General features: G+C 57.8%; 24 protein-coding genes, 1 pseudogene and 1 riboswitch. Of the genes and pseudogenes, 18 read left to right on the top strand and 7 right to left on the bottom strand.

What is annotated here, in order from left to right:
- Positions 1-62: 62 nt before the first annotated feature.
- The 4 genes and pseudogenes from D5067_RS03400 (at position 63) to D5067_RS03385 (ending at position 4,953) form a co-directional block, all read left to right on the top strand.
- The gene (locus D5067_RS03400; RefSeq protein WP_119936953.1) at positions 63-623 is read left to right on the top strand and encodes a fimbrial protein; all 561 of its coding nucleotides are present in this window, start codon (positions 63-65) and stop codon (positions 621-623) included.
- Positions 624-699: 76 nt separating this feature from the next.
- Positions 700-3,138: a fimbria/pilus outer membrane usher protein gene (locus D5067_RS03395; protein WP_119936952.1), complete on the top strand. Its 2,439-nt coding sequence runs from the start codon at positions 700-702 to the stop codon at positions 3,136-3,138.
- Positions 3,139-3,147: 9 nt separating this feature from the next.
- Positions 3,148-3,890: pseudogene (locus D5067_RS03390) on the top strand (fimbrial biogenesis chaperone).
- A 1-nt stretch (position 3,891) separates the two neighbouring features.
- Positions 3,892-4,953 carry a fimbrial protein gene (locus tag D5067_RS03385; protein WP_119936951.1) on the top strand — a complete coding sequence of 354 codons (1,062 nt, stop codon included), beginning with the start codon at positions 3,892-3,894 and terminating at the stop codon, positions 4,951-4,953.
- Positions 4,954-4,997: 44 nt separating this feature from the next.
- Here the strand turns inward: D5067_RS03385 and ribB are convergent, their stop codons facing one another.
- A complete protein-coding gene (gene ribB, locus D5067_RS03380; protein WP_023309208.1) occupies positions 4,998-5,651 on the bottom strand; it encodes a 3,4-dihydroxy-2-butanone-4-phosphate synthase in 654 nt (217 codons plus the stop codon).
- Between the two features lie 106 nt (positions 5,652-5,757).
- Positions 5,758-5,908, bottom strand: a riboswitch (FMN riboswitch).
- Positions 5,909-6,028: 120 nt separating this feature from the next.
- On the opposite strand from ribB, the gene ubiK reads away from it, so the two are divergent.
- Positions 6,029-6,325: a ubiquinone biosynthesis accessory factor UbiK gene (gene ubiK, locus D5067_RS03375; protein WP_014071796.1), complete on the top strand. Its 297-nt coding sequence runs from the start codon at positions 6,029-6,031 to the stop codon at positions 6,323-6,325.
- Positions 6,326-6,440: 115 nt separating this feature from the next.
- Here ubiK and hldE read toward each other — a convergent pair whose 3' ends face one another.
- From hldE to D5067_RS03360, 3 genes are read right to left on the bottom strand one after another with little or no spacing between them, the layout of a single operon-like run.
- On the bottom strand, positions 6,441-7,871 hold the full coding sequence (gene hldE, locus D5067_RS03370) for a bifunctional D-glycero-beta-D-manno-heptose-7-phosphate kinase/D-glycero-beta-D-manno-heptose 1-phosphate adenylyltransferase HldE (protein ID WP_119936950.1): 1,431 nt from the start codon (positions 7,869-7,871) through the stop codon (positions 6,441-6,443).
- A 40-nt stretch (positions 7,872-7,911) separates the two neighbouring features.
- On the bottom strand, positions 7,912-10,767 hold the full coding sequence (glnE, locus tag D5067_RS03365) for a bifunctional [glutamate--ammonia ligase]-adenylyl-L-tyrosine phosphorylase/[glutamate--ammonia-ligase] adenylyltransferase (RefSeq protein ID WP_119936949.1): 2,856 nt from the start codon (positions 10,765-10,767) through the stop codon (positions 7,912-7,914).
- Between the two features lie 20 nt (positions 10,768-10,787).
- Positions 10,788-12,086, bottom strand: a complete 1,299-nt coding sequence (locus D5067_RS03360) for a CYTH domain-containing protein (protein ID WP_119936948.1) — start codon at positions 12,084-12,086, stop codon at positions 10,788-10,790.
- 237 nt (positions 12,087-12,323) lie between these two features.
- Between D5067_RS03360 and D5067_RS03355 the strand changes: the two genes are divergently transcribed.
- A complete protein-coding gene (locus D5067_RS03355) occupies positions 12,324-12,944 on the top strand; it encodes a TIGR04211 family SH3 domain-containing protein (RefSeq protein ID WP_119936947.1) in 621 nt (206 codons plus the stop codon).
- A 60-nt stretch (positions 12,945-13,004) separates the two neighbouring features.
- Positions 13,005-14,246 carry a multifunctional CCA addition/repair protein gene (locus D5067_RS03350; protein ID WP_119936946.1) on the top strand — a complete coding sequence of 414 codons (1,242 nt, stop codon included), beginning with the start codon at positions 13,005-13,007 and terminating at the stop codon, positions 14,244-14,246.
- A 13-nt stretch (positions 14,247-14,259) separates the two neighbouring features.
- Here D5067_RS03350 and bacA read toward each other — a convergent pair whose 3' ends face one another.
- On the bottom strand, positions 14,260-15,081 hold the full coding sequence (gene bacA, locus D5067_RS03345; RefSeq protein WP_119936945.1) for an undecaprenyl-diphosphate phosphatase: 822 nt from the start codon (positions 15,079-15,081) through the stop codon (positions 14,260-14,262).
- Positions 15,082-15,186: 105 nt separating this feature from the next.
- Positions 15,187-15,555 carry a bifunctional dihydroneopterin aldolase/7,8-dihydroneopterin epimerase gene (gene folB, locus D5067_RS03340; RefSeq protein WP_119936944.1) on the bottom strand — a complete coding sequence of 123 codons (369 nt, stop codon included), beginning with the start codon at positions 15,553-15,555 and terminating at the stop codon, positions 15,187-15,189.
- A gap of 107 nt (positions 15,556-15,662) precedes the next feature.
- Here folB and plsY point away from each other — a divergent pair, with 107 nt between their 5' ends.
- A complete protein-coding gene (gene plsY / locus D5067_RS03335; RefSeq protein WP_119936943.1) occupies positions 15,663-16,277 on the top strand; it encodes a glycerol-3-phosphate 1-O-acyltransferase PlsY in 615 nt (204 codons plus the stop codon).
- Between the two features lie 92 nt (positions 16,278-16,369).
- Entirely contained in the window at positions 16,370-17,836 is a 1,467-nt protein-coding gene (locus D5067_RS03330) for an MFS transporter (RefSeq protein WP_119936942.1), read from the top strand.
- A gap of 40 nt (positions 17,837-17,876) precedes the next feature.
- Here the strand turns inward: D5067_RS03330 and D5067_RS03325 are convergent, their stop codons facing one another.
- Positions 17,877-18,299: a MarR family winged helix-turn-helix transcriptional regulator gene (locus tag D5067_RS03325; RefSeq protein ID WP_119936941.1), complete on the bottom strand. Its 423-nt coding sequence runs from the start codon at positions 18,297-18,299 to the stop codon at positions 17,877-17,879.
- Positions 18,300-18,446: 147 nt separating this feature from the next.
- Here D5067_RS03325 and D5067_RS03320 point away from each other — a divergent pair, with 147 nt between their 5' ends.
- From D5067_RS03320 to ureG, 9 genes are all read left to right on the top strand, one after another.
- The gene (locus tag D5067_RS03320) at positions 18,447-19,460 is read left to right on the top strand and encodes an alpha/beta hydrolase (protein WP_119936940.1); all 1,014 of its coding nucleotides are present in this window, start codon (positions 18,447-18,449) and stop codon (positions 19,458-19,460) included.
- Positions 19,461-19,605: 145 nt separating this feature from the next.
- Positions 19,606-20,433 (top strand): urease accessory protein UreD, encoded by an 828-nt coding sequence (locus tag D5067_RS03315; protein ID WP_119936939.1) that lies wholly within the window; start codon positions 19,606-19,608, stop codon positions 20,431-20,433.
- 10 nt (positions 20,434-20,443) lie between these two features.
- On the top strand, positions 20,444-20,746 hold the full coding sequence (locus D5067_RS03310) for an urease subunit gamma (protein WP_014071807.1): 303 nt from the start codon (positions 20,444-20,446) through the stop codon (positions 20,744-20,746).
- Between the two features lie 10 nt (positions 20,747-20,756).
- A complete protein-coding gene (locus tag D5067_RS03305) occupies positions 20,757-21,071 on the top strand; it encodes an urease subunit beta (RefSeq protein WP_119936938.1) in 315 nt (104 codons plus the stop codon).
- Positions 21,064-22,767, top strand: coding sequence for an urease subunit alpha (ureC, locus tag D5067_RS03300; RefSeq protein WP_119936937.1), 1,704 nt, complete (start codon positions 21,064-21,066; stop codon positions 22,765-22,767). The genes D5067_RS03305 and ureC overlap by 8 nt, the downstream gene beginning before the upstream one ends.
- Before the next feature lie 9 nt (positions 22,768-22,776).
- Positions 22,777-23,235: an urease accessory protein UreE gene (gene ureE, locus D5067_RS03295; RefSeq protein ID WP_119936936.1), complete on the top strand. Its 459-nt coding sequence runs from the start codon at positions 22,777-22,779 to the stop codon at positions 23,233-23,235.
- A gap of 9 nt (positions 23,236-23,244) precedes the next feature.
- Positions 23,245-23,784 carry a HupE/UreJ family protein gene (locus tag D5067_RS03290; RefSeq protein ID WP_119936935.1) on the top strand — a complete coding sequence of 180 codons (540 nt, stop codon included), beginning with the start codon at positions 23,245-23,247 and terminating at the stop codon, positions 23,782-23,784.
- The gene (locus D5067_RS03285) at positions 23,784-24,458 is read left to right on the top strand and encodes an urease accessory protein UreF (RefSeq protein WP_119936934.1); all 675 of its coding nucleotides are present in this window, start codon (positions 23,784-23,786) and stop codon (positions 24,456-24,458) included. Before D5067_RS03290 ends, D5067_RS03285 begins: the two co-directional genes overlap by 1 nt.
- A gap of 9 nt (positions 24,459-24,467) precedes the next feature.
- Positions 24,468-25,085 carry an urease accessory protein UreG gene (gene ureG / locus D5067_RS03280; RefSeq protein WP_119936933.1) on the top strand — a complete coding sequence of 206 codons (618 nt, stop codon included), beginning with the start codon at positions 24,468-24,470 and terminating at the stop codon, positions 25,083-25,085.
- The last annotated feature ends 21 nt before the right edge of the window (positions 25,086-25,106 follow it).

Here is a 25,106-nt window from a genome sequence, read left to right as displayed (position 1 = left end):
ATTTTAAATTGATGTTTTAATTATTATTCAAAGTATGAATTCATTTGAAAAAGGATACTTTCATGTATATGGGTAAAAAAGTACTGTTAGCGGTTGCGACGGCGGCTATCCTTTCAGGTTCAGCTTTTGCGGACGACCAGGGGTCAGGCAAAATCAAATTCAAAGGTGTAGTTATTGACGCGCCATGCAACATTGCACCGGACAGCGTGGATAAAGAAGTTGATCTTGGCGAAGTCACGACGGCAGTTATCAATGCGAACAAGAAATCCACGCCTGTCGCAGTGGATATTAACCTGGAAAACTGCCAGCTTGACGATCCAGACGATGAAACAGATACCCCCATTACCAAAGTAGATGTCACCTTCACCAGTGCGGCAACCGACGCGGCTGACACCAGCCTGATGAGCAACACCTATGCAAGCGGTGCTCAAAACGTCGGTGTTCGCCTTCTGGATAACGCTGAATCCAACATTACGCTGGGTGAAGCAAATGAAGTGGCACTGCTTGCAGGTTCCACGACCCAGACGCTGCACTTCAAAGCGCTGATGGAGGTTCCAACAGGCAAAACAGCCACTGCCGGCCAGGTTGAAGCCACCGCTAACTATATTCTGATGTACAAATAAACACATCACCTCACGGAATAAACCGGCTGGCACTGCCTGTCAGCCGGCATTCTATATCTTTTTGAGTAACAGGACGATGACATATAAATTACAATGGATAATCATCATTACGTCCCTGTTAATGACGAACGTTGCCTCCGCAACTGAATTCAATATTAATGCAATAGATAAAGATCAGCGCAATAGCGTTGACTTATCCCTTTTTAAAGACCCCATGGCCGTGATTCCCGGTAACTATTTTGTTACCGTTTCAATTAATAATATACCGCTTGCCAATGGTTGGCAGCTTCGCTGGCGAGAAATAAATAATGAGGTGCAGGTCTGTATTCCATCAGAACTGGCCGATACCTTTGCTCTACAGGACACCATCCGCGCCAGCCTGCCTGAAAAAGAGGGGTGCGTTGATTTCGCGTCCAGGCCGGATATCACGTTTATGTTTGAACAGGCCAGCCAGACGCTGAAGGTCAGTATTCCCCAGGCGTGGTTACAGTACCGAGCGGCAGACTGGATGCCACCCTCAACGTGGGATAATGGCGTGCCCGGCCTCCTGCTGGACTACAATCTTTTTGCCAGTCATTACCAGCCAAATGACGGCAGCAGCACAGACAACGCCAACACTTACGGCACTGCGGGCGCAAACATGGGCGCGTGGCGGTTGCGCAGCGATTACCAGTATACGCAGACCCATACTGACGCAGGCTCAGAAAGCGATGGGCGTTTTTCACGCGTCTATATGTTCCGCCCCCTGCCTTCACTCGGCGCGAAACTGACCCTCGGTGAAACGGACTTCCAGTCCGCCATTTTTGATGCGTTCACCTATACCGGTGCCTCGCTGATGAGCGATGAACGCATGTTGCCGTGGTCGCTGCGTGGTTACGCGCCACAAATTACCGGGATAGCACAAACCAACGCCACGGTAACGGTCAGACTTGCCGATCGCATCATTTATCAAAGCAAAGTCCCACCCGGACCGTTTGTTATTCAGGATCTTAATCAGTCTGTGCAGGGCACGCTGGACGTCAACGTTACGGAGGAGGACGGGCGCGTCAGCACCTTCCAGGTCTCTGCAGAATCGGTCCCCTTTTTAACGCGTAAGGGGCAGGTTCGCTACAAACTCGCGGGGGGAAAAGCCCGCAAAGATGCCTCTCATGACGTTGAAGACACCGCCTTTATGAGCGGCGAATTTTCATGGGGCATGCTGTCACAAACCTCGCTCTATGGCGGTACGCTCGCCGACGGCGATCGTTACCGTTCGATCGCCGCGGGTATCGGGCAAAATATGGAATATCTCGGCGCACTCTCTTTCGATGTTACTCAGGCGACCAGCCGGCTCCCCGGCGAGAATAGCCAGACGGGGTACAGCTACCGCTTCAACTACAGTAAACGCTTCGATACCACCGGCAGCCAGCTTACGCTCGCCAGCTATCGCTATTCGGACCCACAATTCCTGAGCTACGCCCGTTTTCTGGATGATGACAACAACGATCGTCAGTCTGAAAAACAGACGTTGAGCGTCACGGCAAGCCAGTACATTTCGGCACTGTCACTCAATCTCTATGTAAACATGCTACGTCAAACCTGGTGGAACGATTCGCCCTCCACAACGGGCAGCGTCACCGCAGGCTACAACTTTGACCTGGGCCGCTGGAAAAACCTGGGCGTTACCCTGTCATGGAGCAAGACGCATTATGAAGATGAAGACGACGATACGCAGTTTTATCTTTCACTGAGCGTACCGCTCGACCCCGATCATCGTCTGAATTACGACCTGCACAACAGCGACACGCTAACCCAGAACGTATCGTGGTATGACACGTCAGATCGCGATAACACATGGGGCGTATCCGCGGGTACGGAAAGCGAAAAGTCGAACGCGGGCGCGCAGGTCAGCGGCAACTACCAACATTACTCTGCCTTCGGCGATCTTAACCTCTCCGGCAGCTATAAAGCTGATGAATATAACTCCCTCAGCGCCAGCTGGAACGGATCCCTTACCTCAACGACGAAAGGGGCGGCTCTGCACCGTCGCAGTTACGGCAACGAACCGCGGGTAATGATCGGTACCGACGGCGTGGGAAATATTCCGCTTAACGCATCAAGGGATGAAACCAACCGGTTTGGCGTTGGTGTTTTACCCTCGTTTTCCAGCTACTCCCCCGCCAGCGTGCAGATCAATCTGAACAACCTGCCTGAGGGCGTGGATGTGGATACCCGCGTCGTCACCTCGACCTGGACTGAGGGAGCCATTGGTTATCGTCAGATTGCCACTCGTGCAGGTCACGATATCGCTGGCATTTTGCGAACCGCATCGGGCGCGCCGCCGCTCGGCGCGGCTGTTAGCCTGCTGGATAATGGCCGCCAGATTGGGATGGTCGCTGATGATGGCCACGTCTGGCTGGGGGCCGTCGAGCCCGAACAACAATTCCGCGTGACGTGGGGTGAGCATCAGCAGTGTCGCTTCTCGTTACCTTTACACCTTGAAAACAGTATGCAGTTAATACTGCCCTGCCAGTAAGAAACTATGATGAAACTTACCCCGCTTAAAAGCCTTTACCTGATGCTGCTCGGCACGGCGTTCACCACTCACGCAGCCATAAACCTGGACCGCACCGCATTGTCTTTCCAGAAAGCGACAAGGCCAGCAGCCTGAAGGTGGAAAACCAAAGTCAGGCGCTGCCTTATCTGGCCCTGTCATGGATTGAAGACGAAAATGGGCACAAAGAAGATGCGCATTTTATGGCGCTTCCCCCTGTTCAGCGCATTGAGGCAGGCTCGGCGTCACAGGTGAGGATTGTTAAGCAAGCCGCCACCAGCCGGTTACGGAAAGACCGGGAGACGCTGTTTTATTTCAATCTGCGCGAAGTGCCGCCTAAAAGCACCCGCGCAAGCGATGAACGCAGCGTCATGCAGGTTGCAATGCAAAGCAGAATCAAGCTGTTCTGGCGCCCGAAGGCGATTACCAAAAGGCCGGGCGAGCTGGCAGAAATGCGCATGGAAATTACCGCCAGTGCGAAAGGGCTGGCCGTGCGTAACCCAACGCCGTATTACATTACCCTCGCATGGCTCAGCAAGAATGCGATAACCATGCTGCCGGGCTTTGATAGCCTGATGGTCGCACCTTTTGCGGCGGCCACGATTTCAACCGGTGACTATCACGGCAGCTATTACAGCATCGGCTACATCGACGATTACGGGGCGCTGAAGAAGGTCGACGTACAGTGCGGAGGAACAGCCCCATGTACGCTCACCGAACGGAAGATCGATTAAGATGCGCACGCTCGCTAACCTTCTGTTTACCCTGCTGCTGTCGACCCTGCCCTTGAAGGAGGCGCTGGCGCTCAACTGTTATCTTGGTGGCTCCGGCGGCCCCGTTGAGGAGACAAAAACGATTTCACCCTTTGCCATCCCCAGCAACGCGCAGGTTGGCCAAAAAATATGGGAATCCGATGACATTAAAATTCCCGTGACCTGCGACAACAACGTCACCAGCGGCTTTCAATCTGAAGACGTCTATGCCTGGGTAAACCCTTATCCTTCCGCCACCGACCCTTACTATGAGCTGGGCGTAACCTATGAAGGCATGGACTACGATGCCACAGGTCAACCCAACGGCGTGGATACCCGCCAGTGCCTGGATAACAACAGCATCACTATTTATACCCCGGCACAAATCCGCCAGATGGGCTGGGAAAATCGCATCTGCTCCGGCAATCCGGACGACATTCACGTTACGCGCACGTTCGTCGCGCGATTACGGCTTTTTGTCAAAATTAAGGCTGTGCCGCCCCACGGATATGTCAGTTCGCTCAGCGATTACGTTGTGGTGCAGTTCGACGGCAAAGGGGGGGTAAACCAGATGGTTGACGCGAAAAACCTCAAATACCACATCAACGGTTTGCAAAATATTACCGTACTGGACTGCGGGGCAACGTTTAGCATTTTCCCGGAGAATCAGGAGATCGATTTCGGCACGTTCAGCGCGCGCGATATCGTGAACCAGCAGACGCGCACCCGCACGTTTTCGGTACGAACAACCAAAGTGCAGGATGCGCAATGTTCAGACGGCTTTAAGATGGATTCGTCTTTCTATACTGCGGAATCGCTCAGCGCTGACGATACGGCGCTGCTGATAGGTAACGGCCTGAAGCTGCGGATCCTCAACGGGACGCAGCCTTACACCTTCAACCGCTATGAAGAGTATGCTGATTTTACGGGCAGTTCCCTGCAGTACGAGCAAACGTACACGGCAGAGTTATCGCCTGTTGAGGGAAAGGCAATTCAGTCCGGCCCGTTCGAAACGGTGGTACTGTTTAAAATTAACTATCACTAGAGACAAAAAAGCCGGGTTTCCCCGGCTTTTTCACATCAGCTGTTTCAGCTGGCTTTGCGCTCGTGCGCCTGGCGGTATTCAACCAGGTCTTCAATCGTCACGACCGGCATGTTGTGCAGACGCGCAAAGGTGATGCACTCCGGCGCGCGCGCCATGGTGCCGTCATCGTTGGTCAGCTCGCACAGCACGCCGGCAGGTTTGAAGCCTGCCAGCGTGACCAGATCGATAGTCGCTTCGGTGTGGCCGCCGCGAGTCAGCACGCCGCCCGCCTGCGCACGCAGTGGGAAAACGTGGCCTGGACGATGCAGGTCGGATGGTTTAGCGCCATCGGCAATTGCTGCGCGCACGGTGGTCAGACGGTCAGCCGCAGACACACCGGTGGTCACGCCGTGCGCCGCTTCAATGGTCACGGTGAAGCCAGTACCAAAGGCGCTGGTGTTGTTCTCAACCATCATCGGCAGGTCGAGCTGCTTGCGACGGTCTTCGTTAATACACAGGCATACGATGCCGCTGCCGTGACGGATGGTCAGCGCCATCTGTTCAACGGTCATGTTTTCGGCGGCGAAAATCATGTCGCCTTCGTTTTCACGGTTTTCATCGTCAAGCACCATCACACCGCGGCCTTCGCGCAGTGCATCCAGTGCATGTTCAACACGTTGAGTTGAAGTGCCAAAAGAGGAAAGTAGCGTCTGATTCATGGTAAAAAAACCTCATTAACATTATGGTTACCAGAATCAGGGCAGTCTTAGGAGCGCCGTATAAGCGGCAAAAAGATAACGTGAGCGGGCCCAAGCCCGACTGGATCGTTACTCTCTCCCATCCGGACTCTAACCGTCGGCCCCGGAATTACACCGGATCTGCTGACCTTTGAGAATTCACCCAAAGCGCTCGCGGGCTTTCAGCGTTACGCTGATTTACCGCCGGTGGGGAATTTCGCCCCGCCCTGAGAATAAGCGAGATAAATATAACGCTATTGATTACCCTGGGCAATGCATAAGCATCAAACAATTTTGTTTAACCCGCGGCATGACGCGCTACAATGGACACTAACACCTTTTCATCAAGGGAAACGACAATGATTGACCCAAAGAAAATTGAGCAGATCGCGCGTCAGGTTCACGAGTCCATGCCGAAAGGCATTCGTGAGTTTGGTGATGACGTTGAGAAAAAAATCCGCCAGACGCTGCAGGCGCAGTTGGTTCGCCTTGATTTAGTCAGCCGTGAAGAGTTCGACGTGCAGACCCAGGTTCTCCTGCGCACCCGCGAAAAGCTGGCGCTGCTGGAACAGCGTCTGACCGAGCTGGAAAACCGTAATGCCCCGGAAGAGGTGAAGCCAGCACCGGCCATTCCGCCAGTGGATGACCAGGAGTAAGTGCGGCCTGTTGTGCCCGGTGGCGGCTACGCCTTACCGGGCCTATATGAACGCGTAGGTCGGGTAAGGCGCAGCCGCCATCCGACATAAAAAAACGGGCCAATCGGCCCGTTTTTTACTGACTGTCTTTCTGGATCTTCTTGATGATGTTGGTGGTTGAGCACCCGTCCTCAAAGTTGAGCACCATCACCTCGCCGCCGTTGGCCCAGACCTCTTCGCTACCCGCGATCTGCTCCGGCTTATAATCGCCGCCCTTCACCAGCAGGTCCGGCAGAATACCGGCAATCAGGCGCTGCGGGGTATCTTCTTCGAACGACACCACCCAGTCCACCGCTTCCAGCGCGCCGAGCACGATCATACGCTGCTCGAGCGGGTTCACAGGACGCGTTTCACCCTTCAGGCGCTTCGTCGACGCATCGCTGTTTACCGCCACAATCAGGCGATCGCCCAGCCTGCGCGCGTTCGCCAGATACGAAACGTGGCCCGCGTGCAGGATGTCGAACACGCCGTTGGTCATCACCACTTTTTCACCACGCTTGCGCGCGGCAGCGACGGCCGCTTTAAGCTCGTCTTCGGCCATGACGCCAAAACCGGTATCGGCACGACCGCGCACCGCGTTTTCCAGCTCAATTGGCGACACGGTTGAGGTCCCGAGCTTACCGACAACCACGCCCGCCGCGGCGTTAGCGAAGTAGCACGCCTCTTCCAGCGAGTTTCCCGCTGCCAGCGTCGCCGCCAGCACGCCGATCACCGTGTCGCCGGCGCCGGTCACGTCATACACTTCCTGCGCCTGAGTCGGCATATGCAGCGGTGCTTTGCCCGGCTGCAGCAGCGTCATCCCCTGCTCGGAGCGAGTCACCAGCAGCGCAGAGAGTTCGAAATCAGTGATAATCTTCATGCCGCGCTCAACCAGCTCTTGCTCGGTTTTGCACTTGCCCGCCACCGCTTCAAACTCAGACAGATTTGGCGTCAGCAGCGTCGCGCCGCGATAGCGCTCAAACTCGGTGCCTTTCGGATCGATAAGCACCGGCACGTTAGCTTTACGCGCCAGCTGGATCATCGTCTGCACGCTGGCCAGCGCGCCTTTGGCGTAGTCTGACAGCACCAGCGCGCCAATGCTGCCCAGCGCCTGGTTGATGCGCTCGTGCAGCGGCTCAGGGTCAACGCCTTCAAAACCTTCTTCAAAGTCGAGGCGGATCAGCTGCTGGTTGCGCGACAGCACGCGCAGCTTGGTAATGGTTGGGTGTGTCGGAACAGAAACGAAGTCGCACTTCACGTTCACGTCCGAGAGCGACTTGCTCAGCGCCCGCGCCGCATCGTCGATACCGGTCAAGCCCACCAGACGCGAATGCGCGCCAAGAGAAGCGATGTTCATCGCCACGTTTGCCGCGCCGCCAGGACGCTCTTCAATGGTGTCGACCTTAACCACCGGCACCGGTGCTTCCGGGGAAATACGGCTGGTCGGCCCATACCAGTAGCGATCCAGCATCACATCACCGACAACCATAACCCCAGCACGTTCAAACTCTGGCAGTGTTACTTTCATTCCTGACTCCAGAAAGATTCACAATTTGCGCGCGATAATATCACACTTGTTTTGTTACGCACGGCTCCACCAGCCATTTCTGCCAGCTTGCCGTAACCTGCGCACGTTCATCCGCAAAACAGTCCAGCGACACGTGGCCCGGCTGTTCCTGTAAGGCCAGATGATGAAGCTCATCGCGAAGCGTGGTATAGGCGCGCGTCAGGGCTTGCGCTTCCTGCTCGTCCATAATGTCGTTTTGCGCCAGCAGTTCCAGAATGCGCACGTTATCGGACCAGCGGGTCAGCTTCGGCTTGTCGTGCGCGTGCAGCAGCACCAGATACTGGGTAATAAACTCAATATCGGTAATTCCGCCCTCATCGGCTTTAATATCAAAGCGATCGCGATGCTTATTGCCTAAATGCGCACGCATTTTCTCGCGCATTTCCCGCACTTCTGTTTGCAATGTTGCCGTCTCTCGCACCGTTGTCATGACGTCCTTGCGGATGACGTCAAACTGCGTTTTGAGCTGCGGATCGCCATACACCACGCGGGCGCGCACCAGCGCCTGATGTTCCCACGTCCAGGCTTCGCTCTTCTGGTAATCGGCAAAGGACTCCGTTGAGGTCACCAGCATGCCCGCCGCTCCGGACGGACGCAGACGCGCGTCCACTTCGTACAAAATGCCCGACGACGTGCGGGTGCTGAACAGGTGCATAATGCGCTGGGCGAGGCGCAGGTAGAACTGCCGCCCGTCGATTTCACGCTCGCCGTCGGTCATCACGTCAACCGGGCAATCGTGCAGGAAGATTAAGTCCAGATCGGAGCTGTACCCCAGCTCCCAGCCGCCGAGCTTGCCGTAGCCAACTACCGCAAAGCCGCGGCCTTCACGCTCGGTCAGGTGCGTCGGCTGCCCGTAACGCGCCACCATCTGCACCCACGCCTGATGTACGACGGCGTCAATGATCGCCTCCGCCAGCCAGGTTAAGTGATCGCTCACTTTCATCACCGGCAGCGTTCCGGCGATATCCGCCGCCGCCACGCGCAGCATCTGGGCCTGCTTGAACTGGCGCAGCGCCTCCAGCTGCTGCTCTTCGTCCTCTTCCGGCACGCGCAGAAGGTACTGACGCAGCTCATCGCGGTAGGCATCGGTCGCCGTCGGCTGATACAGCGTGTTCGGGTCGAGCAGTTCGTCCAGCAGCAGCGGGTAGCGCGCCAGCTTGTTGGCCACCATCGGCGACGCGGCGCAGAGGGAAATCAGGTGCTTGAGCGCGCCGGGGAATTCGCTCAGCAGTTCAAGATAGGTGGTACGCGTGATAATCCCGCTCAGCAGCGGCATCATGCGCGACAGCGGCACCGGGGCGTCTGCGCGGGAGCAGACCTCGCTCAGCAGGTGCGGCATCAGGTGATCCAGCACCTGGCGGCCGCGCGGGCCGATGGCGCGCTTGTTCAGCTCAAGACGGAAATCCGCGATCAGCGCCACCACCCGATGACGCGCGTCGTCGCTCAGGTGCGTCAGCACCGGCGTCGTGTCATCTTCCTGGAGCGCGTCCTGCCAAAGCTCGCGCCAGTGCTCGGAGAGCGCATCGTCCTGCGATTCACCCTCATCGTCGCCGATCAGGTCATTAAAGATGCGGCGCACGCCCGCCATGTGGGCATCCAGTTTTTCTGTCAGCGCTGCCCAGTCGTTCACGTGCATGCCCCAGGCCAGACGCGCCCGGTTCAGCTCATCGGCTGGCAGGGTCTGCGTTTGCTCGTCATTGATGCTTTGCAGCAGGTTTTCCAGACGGCGCAGGAACAGATAGGCCTCGCGCAGCGTTTTCGCATCGCCTTCCGGTAACAGATGAAGCTGCTCGATGGCGCTCAGCGTCGGCAGCAGCGAGCGGGACTGCAGGGAAGGCTCGCGTCCGCCGCGAATAAGCTGGAAGACCTGGACGATAAATTCGATCTCGCGAATGCCGCCCGCGCCGAGCTTGATGTTGTCTTTTAGCCCACGGCGACGCACTTCGCGGGCAATCATCCCTTTCATGTTTCGCAGGGACTGGATCACGCTGAAGTCGATATAGCGACGGAAGACGAACGGGCGCAGCATCGCGCGCAGCTCGTTGGCGTAAGCGTCGTCGCTGTCGCCCATGATCCGCGCCTTAACCATCGCATAGCGTTCCCAGTCGCGCCCCTGCTCCTGGTAATAATCTTCCAGCGCCGCAAAGCTCAGCACCAGCGGGCCGCTGTCGCCGAACGGACGCAGACGCATGTCCACGCGATAGACAAAGCCGTCCTGCGTTGGCTGGTCCAGCGCTTTAATCAGACGCTGACCGAGGCGGGTAAAGAACTGGGCGTTATCCAGCTCGCGACGACCGCCGCGCGTGGAGCCGTTCTCCGGCCAGGCAAAAATCAGGTCGATATCGGAGGAAAAATTCAGCTCGCAGCCGCCGAGCTTACCCATACCCAGGATCAACAGCGGCTGAGGAACCCCTTCCTCGCTGCACGGCGTGCCCCACTCTTTACAGCAGGCGGCGTAGAGCCAGTCGCGCGCGGCGACAATCAGCGTCTGCGCCAGCTCGCTCAGCTGCAGCAACGTGCTCTCTTCGCTTACCAACTCCAGAGACTGGGCCCAGGCGATACGAACCATTACCCGACGTCGGAACTGGCGCAGCACGCGCATCAGCGTCGCCTCATCCGCTACGCCGTCAAGATCGGCCTGCAGCCAGCCCGCATAATGCCGCCACTCCTCGGCCTGCGGGGGCGAACTCTCAAGCTCCGCCAGCCAGTCAGGGTTGGCCGTAATACTTTCCTGCACAAAATCACTGAAGATGAGCACGCTTCTGGCCTGCTCGCTTAACGATGATGCCGGTAATGACTCAGGCAGACGTTCGCAAACGGTCTGCCAGTGCTGCTCTAACTGCGAAGAAAGCGGCATTATAGGGTTCCTTGCCAGAGTTAACGTTTTCCGCTGTGCAGCCAGAACGGCTCCTGCGAAATGGCCTCGTTACGGAAATGCTCAATCTCAATATGCTGGCGGGTTTCGATGGCATGCTTCAGCCCCTGCCAGTCCTCCAGCCAGACCTGCGCTTTGCCCTCATAGGCGCCAGACAGCAGCAACATGCTGTCGATATTGCGCGAAAGACGGGGAAGCTGATCGCCATACTGGTCGCCCAGCGGGTATGCAAAGGTGGTTTTTAGCTCGGCGGCATGACGGGAAAGATGGGTATCCGCAAACCGCTTGAAGTTATCCCCGATTTTGGCTTCGGCCTTCGCATCCAGGAACGTGCGCCAGCCGCGCGTTACCAGAAACTCGGTCAGCGCCAGTTTCGCCGTAGCCGCTTGCGGGCTGTAGATCGCCGTTTGCGCCGAGACGTCGAAGAGCATCAGCGCTTCGGTTTGCGTCAGCAGGTCACGTAAGTGAGCGCTTGCTTTACGAGGAACGATGCCGCCAAACAGCGCCAGGGTATGACGCACCAGGCCCATCGCCGCCAGCACGTGCGTTTTCGCGTTTTTCACATTCCGCGCCCACAGCTCTTCGTGGTACAGCCACTGGGAAAGCGCCAGCTCAAGCGCCGCTTCCATACCTTGTTCAACGCTGGCTTTCGGAGCAACACGCAGCACGGTCGTCTCTTTCAGCACGCGCGGCGCATTTCCGGCGGCCAAGTGATAACCGCGAGCCGCTTTACTCAGGCTGCCCTGACGTAAACCGGACTGATTAACCAGTTTCCGCGCCAGCTTCAGCACGTCGTTCGCGTCACCTTCGAGAAGTTCAAGCTCCAGCTCGCAAATGGGTTCCTGGAATTCGCCGGCCTTCACGTCACCCAGATCCAGGGCGATTTCGATGCGGCTCTTCCCTTCCGTTACCAGCCATTTTTCACGCCAGAAGTCGGTGCTGAACAGCGGCTGTGCCTCTGCAGATAACGTGTCCGGGAGCGTCCCCTCGGGCCACACTTCCGCCGGGAAACGTTCCAGCTCAAGTTCCGGCTTGCTGATGTCGATATTATATTCGGGACGCTGATGCAAACCGCCGACCACGCGGCCTGCAATTTTCATCGTCATCTCGTAGCGCCCGTTCGCGCCGCGAATACGCAAGCCCATATCGTGACTGCGCAGCCAGCGGTCCGGCGTTTCGTAATAAATGTTGAGCAGCTGTACCGGTTCATGGTGTTCGCCAGAAAGCGTGTTCAGATGCTGACGAAGCGCGTCAACGCTGTCTTTTTCGACGATAAACTTTAATTCGATTTCTTGTGCCATAGCCTTGTACTTTTGCGTGCGTCACAGACGCGTCGATGAAGGCGAACTTCCTCGCCATTTATGTGTCAGTACATAGTATTTTGCGCCAAATTGCCACGCAATGAGCAATTTGACGGGCGTAAAAGTTTGAAGGTGTGGATATCACGACACAGATGATTCCGATTGATGATGAATCCTTTGCGTAGCGACACTGATACCACTACTATCGTTCCACTATTTATGAAAATAACGACTGATATGCTTAAATTACGCCTGATTGGACTTACTTTACTCGCTTTTAGCGCCGCGACCGCGGTCCACGCTGAAGAGAAGCGTTACGTTTCTGATGAACTTAACACCTGGGTACGAAGCGGCCCCGGGGACAATTATCGCCTCGTGGGCACGGTGAATGCCGGCGAGGAAGTGGTTCTGTTACAAACCAATGCGGATACTAACTATGGCCAGGTCCGCGACAGTACCGGCCGTACCTCGTGGATCCCTCTGAAAGAGCTGAGCAACGTGCCCAGCCTGCGCACCCGCGTGCCGGATCTGGAAAATCAGGTGAAAACCCTGACCGACAAGCTGACCAACATCGACAACACCTGGAACCAGCGCACGGCAGAGATGCAGCAGAAAGTGGCGCAGAGCGACGGCGTGATCAATGGTCTGAAAGAAGAGAACCAGAAGCTGAAAAATGAGCTGATTGTCGCGCAGAAGAAAGTGAGCGCCGCCAATCTTCAGCTCGATGACAAACAGCGCACCATCATTATGCAGTGGTTTATGTACGGCGGCGGCGTGCTGGGCGTCGGTCTGGTGCTGGGTCTGGTGCTTCCACACCTCATCCCAAGCCGTAAACGTAAAGACCGCTGGATGAACTAACTCGTCTTCTCTGCCACACTTACGTATCATCTTGCGAAAAGAGAAAACGGGAGTGTTGGCGTGAAGAGTTATCTGGTCGGTGGTGCGGTACGTGATGCGTTGTTAGGTCTGCCGGTCAAAGATAAGGACTGGGTTGTGGTCGGTGCCACGCCCGAAGAGATGCTTGACGCGGGCTACCAGCAGGTAGGCCGCGATTTTCCTGTTTTTCTGCATCCTGAAAGCCGAGAAGAGTATGCCCTGGCACGGACAGAGCGAAAATCCGGTTCAGGCTATACCGGCTTTACCTGCTATTCCGCGCCGGACGTGACGCTTGAGCAAGATCTCCTGCGCCGCGATCTCACCGTTAACGCCCTGGCCCAGGATGAACACGGCCACATTATTGACGCCTACGGCGGTCAGGACGACCTGCGCAACCGTATCTTGCGTCACGTCTCCCCTGCCTTTTCTGAAGATCCGCTCCGCGTGCTCCGCGTGGCGCGTTTCGCAGCCCGTTACGCCCACCTGAGCTTCCGCATCGCCGACGAGACGATGGCGCTGATGACCGCGATGACCGAGGCGGGCGAGCTGGAACACCTGACGCCGGAACGCGTCTGGAAAGAGACGGAAAACGCCCTCACCACCCGCAACCCGCAGGTCTTTTTCCAGGTGCTGCGCGACTGCGGCGCCCTGAAAGTGCTGTTCCCGGAGGTAGATAACCTCTTTGGCGTACCGGCCCCGGCGAAATGGCACCCGGAAATTGATACCGGTGTGCACACCCTGATGACGCTAAGCATGGCCGCCATGCTCAGCCCGGAGGTGGACGTGCGCTTTTCCACCCTCTGCCACGATCTCGGCAAAGGCTTAACGCCAAAGGCACTCTGGCCCCGCCACCACGGACACGGTCCGGCGGGCGTGAAGCTGGTAGAAGGGATTTGCCAGCGTCTGCGCGTCCCTAATGAAATCCGCGACCTGGCAAAACTGGTGGCGGAATTCCATGACCTGATCCATACCTTCCCGATCCTGAAACCGGCAACCATCGTTAAGCTGTTCGACAACATCGACGCCTGGCGCAAGCCGCAGCGCGTGGAGCAAATCGCGCTCACCAGCGAAGCCGACGTTCGCGGGCGTACCGGGTTTGAAGCCTGCGATTATCCGCAGGGGCGTTTGCTGCGTGAAGCCTGGGAAGTGGCGAAAGCGGTGCCGACGAAAGACGTCGTTGAGGCAGGATTTAAAGGCCCGGAGATTCGGGAAGAGATGACCAAACGACGGATTGACGCCGTCGCGGCCTGGAAGGAACAGCGCTGCCCTCAGCCGAAAGACTGAGGGCAGTCGGTCATCAGAAGAAGACCACGTAGACCGCAGCCGCGACGATAAAGCGGTAGATCGCGAACGGAATGAACGAGATACGCTTAATCAGCTGCAGGAAGGTTTTGATGGCGACCAGCGCCACGATAAAGGCGGTGACAAAGCCCACGGCGAACATCGGAATATCGCCTGCCGTCAGGAAGTGATAGCTCTTGTAGACGTCGAGTACCGTCGCCCCCATCATCATCGGCACGGCCAGCAGGAAGGAAAACTCAGACGCCGCATAGCGGCTTACGCCCATCAGCATCCCGCCAGAAATCGTTGCCCCTGAACGGGAGAAGCCCGGCCACAGGGCCAGACACTGGAAGCAGCCAATTATAAACGCCTGACGATAGGTCATATCGTCCAGCCCTTCGGCCCGCGGTACTTTTGGCTTCAGCACTTCCGCCGCAATCAGCAGGAAGCCGCCGACCACCAGCGCGTACATGACGTTAATCGGGTTGAAAAGCGACTTGATGGTATCGTGGAAGACCAGACCCAGCACCACCGCCGGAACCATACCGAGCAGGATATGGATAAGCGTCAGGCGGCCAGTGCCTTCGCCTTCACGCTGCGGTAAACGACCAAAGTGGATGCCGATCAGACCAAAAAGACGACGCCAGAACATCACCACAACCGCCAGAATAGAACCGAGCTGAATGACCACTTCAAACGTCTTTGCGGTATCTCCCTCAAAGCCCAGCAGGTGGCCAACGATAATCATATGGCCCGTACTGGAAACCGGCAGAAACTCCGTCAATCCTTCGACCACACCCAGTATTGCCGCCACCAGCAGCGAGTGCATATCGCTCATCTATAAACCCCTAAAAAGATATAAAAAAACGGTCGCCGCGACGGCTACCGTGAAAGATACGATTTTAAGACCGGTATAACGTAAAATGGTTTAGCGATTATGACGTTAAATCTTTTCTTTCAGATTTGTGCCACGCTCGATAATCACGCCTACGTTGGCGGCGCGCGCAACGGCCCCCGGCTTGCTTAACTTGATGCGCACCCACGGTGCGTTGAACTTGCCCAGCAGCAGCTCGGCCACTTCCTCCGCCACGCGTTCCACCAGCGCAAAACGCTGTCCTTCCACGTGGCCGACAACCGCCTCGCTGATGTCGGCATAGCTCAGACAGTCCTTCACGTCATCGCTTTTTGCCGACGTGCGGTTATCCCAGCCGATTTCGATATCGAACACCAGCTTCTGCTCAATGGTCTGTTCCCAGTCGTAAACACCGATAGTGGTGATTACCGAAAGTTGCTCTATAAATACAATATCCATCACGACCTGCCTGCTTTTTGGCTAAACCGGATACCACTTCCGGCGAATTATGCGTATTATCCACAGATGCTGAGAATACAGATACATTTTCAAAACGGAACAGCGTTATGAGTGCAATCGCGCCTGGAATGATTATCCTCGCCTACCTTTGCGGCTCAATCTCCAGCGCCATTCTGGTCTGCCGCATCGCCGGGTTGCCTGACCCACGCGCCAGCGGCTCCGGGAATCCCGGGGCGACCAATGTACTACGAATTGGCGGCAAGGGAGCAGCCGTAGCGGTTTTGATTTTTGATGTTCTGAAAGGAATGCTTCCCGTCTGGGGCGCCTATGCGCTGGGCGTTACGCCGTTCTGGCTTGGCCTTATCGCCATCGCCGCCTGCGTCGGCCATATCTGGCCCGTCTTCTTCGGTTTCAAAGGTGGCAAAGGCGTCGCAACGGCCTTTGGTGCTATTGCGCCTATCGGCTGGGATTTGACAGGCGTAATGGCCGGAACCTGGCTGCTCACCATTCTTCTGAGCGGCTACTCGTCGCTGGGGGCCATCGTCAGCGCCTTGATTGCACCGTTCTACGTGTGGTGGTTTAAACCGCAGTTCACCTTCCCGGTGTCGATGCTCTCCTGTCTGATCCTGCTGCGTCATCACGACAATATTCAGCGCCTGTGGCGGCGTCAGGAAACGAAGATCTGGACAAAGCTCAAGCGTAAAAAGAAAGACGCTAAATAAACCGTTCGTTATGCCTTATAACCAAATGTGATTTTGGTCACCTTCTGCCTGTGGTAACTGTTAGGTACACAACACAACCACACAAAAAGAAAATGGCAGAAATCACAGATTCAACTCCCCTTTCAACGGCAGGAAACGCCCCGGATGGCGACATCAGGTGGGTGCGCAGCGCATCGGACGTTTCACGTCTGGTTAACGACGGTTCTCAGGGCCGGGCCAACGCCCGTATCGTGGTGGGTATCGCACTGGGCGGTATTTTCCTTGATGCCTACGATCTCGGCGCGCTGGCGTTTGGCATCAAAGACATTACACGCGAATTTAATTTAACCCCCGCAGGCACCGGCATGGTGGCGTCGGCCATTACCTTTGGTGCCATCGTCGGGGCGCTGCTCGGCGGCTATCTCACGGATAAAATCGGGCGCTACCGCGTGTTTATGGCCGACATGGTGTTCTTTGTCGTCGCCGCTATCGCCTGTGCTCTCGCTCCAAACGAATATGTGCTGGCGGGCGCGCGCTTCGTGATGGGGCTCGGCGTGGGGATCGACCTTCCCGTGGCGATGGCGTTTCTCAGCGAGTTCGCCAAACTAAAAGGACCGGGGAATAAGGCCTCCAGCGTCGCGATGTGGTGCCCCACCTGGTATGCGGCCATCAGCATCTCCTACCTGCTGGTGCTCTTCTTCTACGCCGTGCTGCCGGAAAGCCACAGCGGCTGGCTCTGGCGCCTGATCCTCGGCTTCGGCGCCGTGCCCGCGCTGGTGATTATCGCCATTCGCAGCCGCTATATGAGCGAATCACCGGTCTGGGCGGCGAATCAGGGCAACCTGAAGGAGGCGGCGTCCATCCTGCGGCAGTCGTACAACATCAACGCCCACGTGCCGCAGGATGCGCTTGACCAGCCTGCGCCGGTGGTTAACAGGGCCAAATGGTCGAACTACCTGAACCTGTTCCGGGGCATTTATCTGCGGCGTACCACCCTCGCCACGCTGCTGTCGGTGGTCTCCTCGTTTGCCTACAACGCCGTGGCCTTTGGCCTGCCGGTCATCATCTCCAGCTTCTTTGTGCAGTCGATGCTGACAACCATTTTGATCTCGCTGGCGCTTAACCTGCTGTTTGCGTTTGTCGGTGGATTACTGGCGGTGCGCTACGTGCCGCGCTTCGGCGCGTGGCGGATGTCGCTTGCCGGTTACGCCTGCCAGCTCGTGGCGCTGCTGGGGCTGGCGCTGGTAGGCCGACCGGAAGGTGCCTCTGAAGGCGTGCTTGCTGTTTCGATGCTGGCGCTGTTCCTGTTCGGTCAGGGGTTTGGTCCGGGCGCGCATACCATGACGTTTGCGTCCTTGAGCTACCCGACCTCGCTGCGCGGCGTGGGCGTGGGGCTTAACCAGACGCTGATGCGCAGCAGCTCGACGCTCTCACTGTTCCTGTTCCCGCTGCTGGTCGCGTCTCTTGATACCGCCGTGTTCTGGGTGATTGCCCTGGCACCGTTTATCGGCCTGGCCTCGCTGCTGGCGATCCGGTGGGAGCCTTCCGGGTATGATGTGGATGCGGAGGATTATCGCTAACGACACGTCACTTCGGTGGGTTCACCCCACCGAAGCGTGCTTACAAATCGTCCAGCAGCGTTCGGGAGAGTTTTTTTAGCAACTCAAGCTCGTCATCATTCATCCGCATGCTGCAGCGAATCCGATCCGGCAGCGCCATCACCTGTTTTTTCACTGCGTCAGCCTTTTCTGTCAGTACGACATTTTTCATCCTTTCATCCCCCACAACCGCGATACGGTTGAGAAATCCTTTTGCCTCAAGCTTTTGTACAAGCGGGGTCAATGTGCCCGAATCAAAAAACGTCTTATCGCTGAGATCGCGAAGCGGGATGTTGTCTTTCTCATACAGCGCCATCAGAACAACGAATTGTGGATAGGTCAGATCCATTTCCTGCAGCAGGGGGCGATATTGACGAATGAACGCATTGGTGACTGAGTAGAGCGAGAAGCAAAGCAAATCATCTAGCGTTTTGTTTTCTTTCATTTTTCTATTCACTCTGAATCTGTTGTCTAAAAAAATTATAAATAACGTTTGACTAAAAGTATCTTGCGCGCAAGTATTACATCAGCAATTAAGTAGCGCACTATACAGTTATTTTATCCAGTCAATTTCATTTAAAGAGGTACCATCATGAAAACATTAACCGCCATCCTGGTTTCTTCCGTCTTCGCGTCAGCCGCGGCATCCGCTCAAACCACCACTTCCCCTACACCGACCGCAGGGGTACAGGCATTTCTTAACGTTTTGAATTCTGGCAAGGGTAAGCCAATGGAGCAGATGACCCCGCAGGAAGCCCGCCAGGTGCTGATCGGCGCGCAGCAAGGCGCCAAACTGCCGCCCGCTCAGGTTTCTGAAAAAACGATCCAGGTAAATGGCCAGGCGATCAAACTGAAAATAGTGAAACCTGAGAATGCTAGCGGCACGCTACCCGCATTTATGTTCTTTCACGGCGGCGGCTGGGTACTGGGTGATTTCCCTACCCATGAGCGTTTAATCCGCGACCTGGTTCGTGCGTCGGGTGCCGCAGCGGTTTACGTTGATTACACCCCGTCACCTGAGGCTCATTTCCCGGTAGCCATTAATCAGGCCTATGAAGCGACAAAATGGGTAGCCGAGCACGGTCAGGAAATTGGCGTAGACGGTAGCCGTCTGGGTCTGGTTGGTAACAGCGTGGGCGGCAATATGGTGGCTTCCGTGGCTCTGCAGGCAAAACAATTTAATGGGCCAAAAATTCGCTACAACGTCATGCTCTGGCCGGTTACCGATGCGAATTTTGATACAGCCTCGTATAACCAGTTCGAAAATGGCTATTTCCTGTCGAAAAACATGATGAAATGGTTCTGGGATAACTACACCACCAGCGCTGCCGATCGCAACAATATCCTTGCCTCTCCGCTACGCGCCAGCGCCGCGCAGTTGAAAGGCTTCCCCGAGACGCTGATTCAGACAGCTGAGCTGGACGTTCTGCGGGATGAAGGGGAAGCATTCGGGCGTAAGCTGGATGCGGCTGGCGTCCCGGTGACCGTCACGCGCTATAACGGCATGATCCACGACTACGGCCTGCTTAACCCGCTGAGCCATGAGCCAACGGTTAACGTTGCGCTTGAGCAGGCCGGTGCCGCATTGCATGAACACCTGAAATAGGATCGTCATTCTCTACACAGAGCACGGCCCCGGGCCGTGCTTTTTTATTTCTCCTGCCCGACCATCCATAAGCGACTCATATGACAGCCTTCATTTCTGCCAGGGCATACTGAAACGACCCCGATGATGAGCAGATGGATGCAGCATGTTAGCAGCTCAGGTCACTGATAATACGTATAAAGGCTGGCAGGCGTCGCTTGCCCTGCAGTTTCGTCACACCCCTGAGAAAACCCTCCTGCACTCCGCTCATCACGTCGGGCCGCTTACCGTCCAGCGTCCGTTTTATCCCGAAGGGGAAACCTGCCACCTTTACCTGCTGCACCCGCCCGGCGGGATTGTGGGCGGCGATACGCTGGACATTTCCGTTCAGCTGGACGCCAAAAGCCATGTGCTTATCACCATGCCCGGCGCCAGCAAGTTCTATCGCAGCAGCGGCCCGCAGGCTCGTCTGAGCCAGCATTTTTATCTCGATGAAGACTCCATCCTGGAGTGGCTGCCGCAGGACACGATTATTTTTCCCGGCGCGAATGCCGCGCTGCGCTCCGTTTTTCACCTGAAGGCCTCCAGCACGCTGCTGGCGTGGGAGCTGTACTGCCTGGGCCGCCCGGTGATAAACGAAACCTTCAGCCACGGCACTCTGGAGAGCCGCCTTGAGGTGTGGGTAGATGACGAGCCGCGCCTGATTGAGCGCCTGCATCTTAGCGACGGCGATCTCGCACCCGTCGCCGGGCATCCGTGGCTGGGCACTCTGCTTTTTTATCCGGCTACGGAAAATCACCTCGACGCGGTGCGCGAGCGGCTCTCACCTCTGGAAAATTATGCCGGGGCAACGCTCACCGATGGCCTGCTGTCGGTGCGTTTTCTCTCCCACGACAACCTGATTTGCCAGCGGGTGATGCGCGATATCTGGCAGTCGCTTCGCCCGCTTCTCACCACCAAACCCGCCTGTTCGCCGCGTATCTGGCAGACATAAGAGAAACGTTATGGAACTGACCCCCAGAGAAAAAGACAAGCTGTTGCTGTTCACCGCCGCGCTGGTTGCCGAGCGCCGCCTTGCGCGCGGGGTAAAGCTCAATTACCCGGAATCGGTCGCGCTGATCAGCGCCTTCATTATGGAAGGCGCGCGCGATGGCGAAACCGTCGCCTCGCTGATGGAGGCGGGCCGCCACGTCCTGACGCGCGCGCAGGTAATGGAGGGCGTCCCGGAGATGATCCCGGATATTCAGGTGGAAGCCACCTTTCCGGACGGTTCCAAGCTCGTCACCGTCCATAACCCGATCGTCTAAGGAGCTCATGATGATCCCTGGCGAATACCGGGTCCAGCCCGGCAATATTGCTCTCAACGTCGGGCGCAAAACCCGGATCGCGATCGTTGAAAACCACGGCGACAGGCCGATCCAGGTCGGATCGCACTACCACTTTTACGAGGCCAACCCGGCGCTGAAGTTCGATCGGGAAGCGACCAGAGGCTACCGGCTGAACATCCCGGCGGGCACCGCCGTGCGTTTTGAGCCCGGCCAGAAGCGCGAAGTGACGCTGGTTCAGGTCACCGGGGCGCAGCGCATTTTCGGCTTTCGCGGCGAGGTGATGGGTGAGGTGAAACATGGCTGAGATTTCACGCCGGGCGTATGCCGATATGTTCGGCCCCACCACCGGGGATAAAGTGCGGCTGGCCGACAGCGAGCTTTGGGTAGAAGTGGAAGACGATCTCACGGTCTACGGCGAAGAGGTCAAGTTCGGCGGCGGAAAGGTGATCCGCGACGGCATGGGCCAGGGGCAGATGACCGCCGACGGCTGCGTGGATCTGGTGCTGACCAACGCGCTGATCGTCGATCACTGGGGGATCGTGAAGGCCGATATCGGCGTGAAGAACGGGCGGATCTTTGCCGTGGGTAAGGCGGGTAATCCGGACATTCAGCCCGGCGTAACGATCCCGATTGGCGCGGCAACAGAAGTCATCGCCGCCGAGGGGAAGATCGTCACCGCTGGCGGAATCGACACCCACATCCACTGGATCTGCCCGCAGCAGGCGGAAGAGGCGCTGGTCTCCGGCGTCACCACCATGATCGGCGGCGGCACCGGACCGGCGGCGGGCACCAACGCCACCACCTGCACGCCTGGGCCGTGGTATATCGCCCGCATGCTGCAGGCCGCCGATACGCTGCCGGTGAATATCGGCCTGCTCGGCAAAGGCAACGGTTCAAACCCTGATGCCCTGCGCGAGCAGATAGCCGCCGGCGCCATCGGGCTGAAGATCCACGAAGACTGGGGCGCGACGCCTGCGGCGATCAACTGCTCGCTGGACGTCGCGGAAGAAATGGATATTCAAGTGGCGCTGCACAGCGACACGCTGAACGAGTCAGGTTTTGTCGAAGACACGCTGGCGGCCATCGGCGGGCGAACTATCCATACCTTCCACACCGAAGGCGCGGGCGGCGGCCACGCGCCGGATATCATCACTGCCTGCGCGCACCCGAATATTCTGCCCTCTTCCACCAACCCGACCTTGCCCTACACGGTGAACACCATCGACGAGCATCTCGACATGCTGATGGTTTGCCATCACCTCGACCCGGATATCGCCGAGGACGTGGCGTTTGCCGAATCCCGCATTCGTCGTGAAACCATCGCCGCCGAAGACGTGCTGCACGATATCGGCGCGTTCTCGCTCACCTCGTCAGACTCTCAGGCAATGGGCCGCGTCGGGGAAGTGATCATCCGTACCTGGCAGGTCGCGCACCGCATGAAGGTCCAGCGCGGCGCGCTGCCGGAGGAGACCGGCGAGAACGACAACTTCCGCGTGAAGCGCTACGTCGCCAAATACACCATTAACCCGGCGCTCACCCACGGCATCGCCCACGAAGTCGGTTCGATTGAGGCGGGCAAGCTGGCGGATCTGGTGGTCTGGTCCCCGGCGTTCTTCGGCGTCAAGCCCGCCACCATCGTCAAAGGTGGAATGATCGCCTGCGCGCCGATGGGCGACATCAACGCCTCGATCCCAACGCCGCAGCCGGTGCATTACCGTCCGATGTTTGGATCGCTGGGCGCCGCGCGTCATGCCACCCGGCTGACGTTTATCTCGCAGGCCGCCAGTGCGAACAGCATCCCGCAGCAGCTCAACCTGCAGAGCGCCACCGCGGTGGTGAAAGGCTGCCGGACGGTGAAAAAGGCGGACATGATCCACAACGGCCTGCAGCCGAATATCACCGTCGATTCGCAAACCTACGAGGTGCGCGTCGACGGTGAACTGATAACCAGCGAACCGGCTGACGTTCTGCCGATGGCGCAACGCTATTTCCTGTTTTAAGGAGTGATGATGATCTACTTAACCCAACGCCTGGACCATGCCCACCCCGTCACCGCCAGCGTCACGCTGCCGATTGACGTACGGGTGAAAAGCCGCGCCCGCGTATCGCTGAACGACGGCCGCGAAGCCGGGCTGATGCTGCCGCGCGGCCTGCTGCTGCGCGGGGGCGACCTGCTGACCACCGACGACGGCAGCGAGGTTGTCGAGGTGATCGCCGCCCCGGAGTCAGTTTCCGTGGTGCGCTGCGCCGATCCGTTCCTGCTCGCCCGCGCCTGCTATCACCTGGGCAACCGCCACGTGCCGCTGCAGATCATGCCCGGCGAGCTGCGCTATCACCACGACCACGTTCTCGACGACATGCTGCGCCAGTTCGGGCTGGAGGTGGCCTACGCCAGCCTGCCGTTTGAACCGGAAGCGGGCGCTTATGCCAGCGATGCCCACAGCCACTCTCACGCTCATTCACATTAAGGATTAATCATGCGTAAGTATTTACCCCTGCTGCTTCTGGCCTTTTCCGTTCCCGCGCTCGCGCATCCCGGCCACGGCACCGACAGCTTTCAGGCCGGTTTTCTGCATCCGCTGACCGGGCTCGATCACCTGCTGATGCTGACCGGCGCGGGCGTGCTCTCGGCGCTGAGCGGCCGCAAACTCCTGCTGCCGTTCGCCACCCTCGGGATGATGCTTGTCGGCGCCATTGCGGGCAGCCTGCTCGGCGGCTTCAGCGGCATGGAGATGCTGATTATCGCCTCGCTGGCGGTATCCGGCGTGATGATGTTTAAAACTGAAAATCGCCTGCTGCTGGCGGTGCCTGCCCTGGCGATGTTCCACGGCTGGGCGCACGGCGTGGAGATGTCTGGCCACAGCTTCTTGCTCTTCACCAGCGGGTTTATGCTGGCCAGCGCCACGGTGCTGTGCGCCAGCTTTGCCGCAGGGCTGCTGCTGCGCCGTCACGACGGCCTGCGTAAAACCTTCGGCGGCGGGCTGATCGTCTCCGCCCTGCTGGCGCTGATGAGCTGATGGAGCACGCCCGCCAGAGGCTGCGCCTGATGCAGCTCTCCAGCAGCAGCCTACCGGTCGGGTCGTTTACCTGGTCGCAGGGGCTGGAGTGGGCCGTTGAGGCGGGCTGGGTCACGGACGCCGAGGCCTTTAAACGCTGGCAAATTCAGCAGATGGAGCAGAGCTTTTTCTGCGTCGATCTGCCGCTGTTTATCCGTCTTTATCAGGCCTGTGAGCAACGCGATCTTACAAATGCAAAACGCTGGACGGCATACCTTCTCGCCTGCCGGGAAACGCGCGAGCTGCGAGAAGAAGAGCGCAATCGCGGGGCGGCCTTTACGCGACTGATTAAGAGCTGGGAGCCGGATTGTCCGCCCGAATGGCTGCCGCTGTTTATGCAGAGCCAGCTCGGCGGCATGGCCTGGCTCGGCGTGCGCTGGGGCATTAGCGCGCGCGAGCTGGCGCTGAGCCTCGGCTACAGCTGGATGGAGAGCGCGGTCATGGCGGGCGTCAAGCTGGTGCCGTTTGGGCAGCAGGCCGCGCAGCAGCTGATTATCGAACTGAGCGACCACTACGCCACTGGCTTTGAACAGGCATTTTTACGTAGCGACGGCGCGCTGGGGGCAGCAACGCCGCTGTCCGCCATCGCCTCCGCGCGACACGAAACCCAATATTCACGACTATTCCGTTCCTGAGGAGTCAACATGGCTGATTACAAACTTCCCCTGCGCGTCGGCGTGGGCGGCCCGGTAGGATCGGGCAAAACGGCGCTGCTGGAAGCGCTCTGCAAGGCGATGCGCGACACGTACCATCTCGCGGTCGTGACCAACGATATCTACACCAAAGAGGATCAGCGCATCCTGACCGAAGCGGGCGCGCTGGCGCCGGAGCGCATCGTCGGCGTGGAGACGGGCGGCTGCCCGCATACCGCCATTCGCGAAGATGCCTCAATGAACCTGGCGGCAGTGGAAGCGCTAAGCGAAAAGTTCGGTAATCTGGACCTGATCTTCGTTGAAAGCGGCGGGGACAACCTGAGCGCGACCTTCAGCCCGGAGCTGGCGGATCTGACCATCTACGTCATCGACGTGGCCGAAGGGGAAAAAATCCCGCGCAAGGGCGGGCCGGGGATCACCAAATCCGATTTTCTGGTGATCAATAAAACCGATCTCGCGCCGTACGTCGGTGCGTCGCTGGAGGTGATGGAGCGCGACACCAACCGCATGCGCGGCGATCGTCCGTGGACGTTTACCAACCTGAAGGCGGGTGACGGTTTAGCGACGATTATTGCGTTTCTGGAAGAGAAAGGGATGCTGCGGGTATAGTCCTATGATCCCCTCTCCCTG

The sequence above is a fragment of the Enterobacter huaxiensis genome (assembly GCF_003594935.2).
Taxonomy (GTDB): Bacteria; Pseudomonadota; Gammaproteobacteria; order Enterobacterales; family Enterobacteriaceae; genus Enterobacter; species Enterobacter huaxiensis.
This window is presented reverse-complemented; position numbering and strand designations above follow the sequence as displayed.

Excerpts from the sequence above, each read along its gene's own strand:
- D5067_RS03400 (WP_119936953.1), top strand. The coding sequence starts at position 63 with ATGTATATGGGTAAAAAAGTACTGTTAGCGGTTGCGACGGCGGCTATC.
- D5067_RS03395 (WP_119936952.1), top strand. The coding sequence starts at position 700 with ATGACATATAAATTACAATGGATAATCATCATTACGTCCCTGTTAATG.
- D5067_RS03385 (WP_119936951.1), top strand. The coding sequence starts at position 3,892 with ATGCGCACGCTCGCTAACCTTCTGTTTACCCTGCTGCTGTCGACCCTG.
- ribB (WP_023309208.1), bottom strand. The coding sequence starts at position 5,651 with ATGAATCAGACGCTACTTTCCTCTTTTGGCACTTCAACTCAACGTGTT.
- ubiK (WP_014071796.1), top strand. The coding sequence starts at position 6,029 with ATGATTGACCCAAAGAAAATTGAGCAGATCGCGCGTCAGGTTCACGAG.
- hldE (WP_119936950.1), bottom strand. The coding sequence starts at position 7,871 with ATGAAAGTAACACTGCCAGAGTTTGAACGTGCTGGGGTTATGGTTGTC.
- glnE (WP_119936949.1), bottom strand. The coding sequence starts at position 10,767 with ATGCCGCTTTCTTCGCAGTTAGAGCAGCACTGGCAGACCGTTTGCGAA.
- D5067_RS03360 (WP_119936948.1), bottom strand. The coding sequence starts at position 12,086 with ATGGCACAAGAAATCGAATTAAAGTTTATCGTCGAAAAAGACAGCGTT.
- D5067_RS03355 (WP_119936947.1), top strand. The coding sequence starts at position 12,324 with ATGCTTAAATTACGCCTGATTGGACTTACTTTACTCGCTTTTAGCGCC.
- bacA (WP_119936945.1), bottom strand. The coding sequence starts at position 15,081 with ATGAGCGATATGCACTCGCTGCTGGTGGCGGCAATACTGGGTGTGGTC.
- folB (WP_119936944.1), bottom strand. The coding sequence starts at position 15,555 with ATGGATATTGTATTTATAGAGCAACTTTCGGTAATCACCACTATCGGT.
- plsY (WP_119936943.1), top strand. The coding sequence starts at position 15,663 with ATGAGTGCAATCGCGCCTGGAATGATTATCCTCGCCTACCTTTGCGGC.
- D5067_RS03330 (WP_119936942.1), top strand. The coding sequence starts at position 16,370 with ATGGCAGAAATCACAGATTCAACTCCCCTTTCAACGGCAGGAAACGCC.
- D5067_RS03325 (WP_119936941.1), bottom strand. The coding sequence starts at position 18,299 with ATGAAAGAAAACAAAACGCTAGATGATTTGCTTTGCTTCTCGCTCTAC.
- D5067_RS03320 (WP_119936940.1), top strand. The coding sequence starts at position 18,447 with ATGAAAACATTAACCGCCATCCTGGTTTCTTCCGTCTTCGCGTCAGCC.
- D5067_RS03315 (WP_119936939.1), top strand. The coding sequence starts at position 19,606 with ATGTTAGCAGCTCAGGTCACTGATAATACGTATAAAGGCTGGCAGGCG.
- D5067_RS03310 (WP_014071807.1), top strand. The coding sequence starts at position 20,444 with ATGGAACTGACCCCCAGAGAAAAAGACAAGCTGTTGCTGTTCACCGCC.
- D5067_RS03305 (WP_119936938.1), top strand. The coding sequence starts at position 20,757 with ATGATCCCTGGCGAATACCGGGTCCAGCCCGGCAATATTGCTCTCAAC.
- ureC (WP_119936937.1), top strand. The coding sequence starts at position 21,064 with ATGGCTGAGATTTCACGCCGGGCGTATGCCGATATGTTCGGCCCCACC.
- ureE (WP_119936936.1), top strand. The coding sequence starts at position 22,777 with ATGATCTACTTAACCCAACGCCTGGACCATGCCCACCCCGTCACCGCC.
- D5067_RS03290 (WP_119936935.1), top strand. The coding sequence starts at position 23,245 with ATGCGTAAGTATTTACCCCTGCTGCTTCTGGCCTTTTCCGTTCCCGCG.
- D5067_RS03285 (WP_119936934.1), top strand. The coding sequence starts at position 23,784 with ATGGAGCACGCCCGCCAGAGGCTGCGCCTGATGCAGCTCTCCAGCAGC.
- ureG (WP_119936933.1), top strand. The coding sequence starts at position 24,468 with ATGGCTGATTACAAACTTCCCCTGCGCGTCGGCGTGGGCGGCCCGGTA.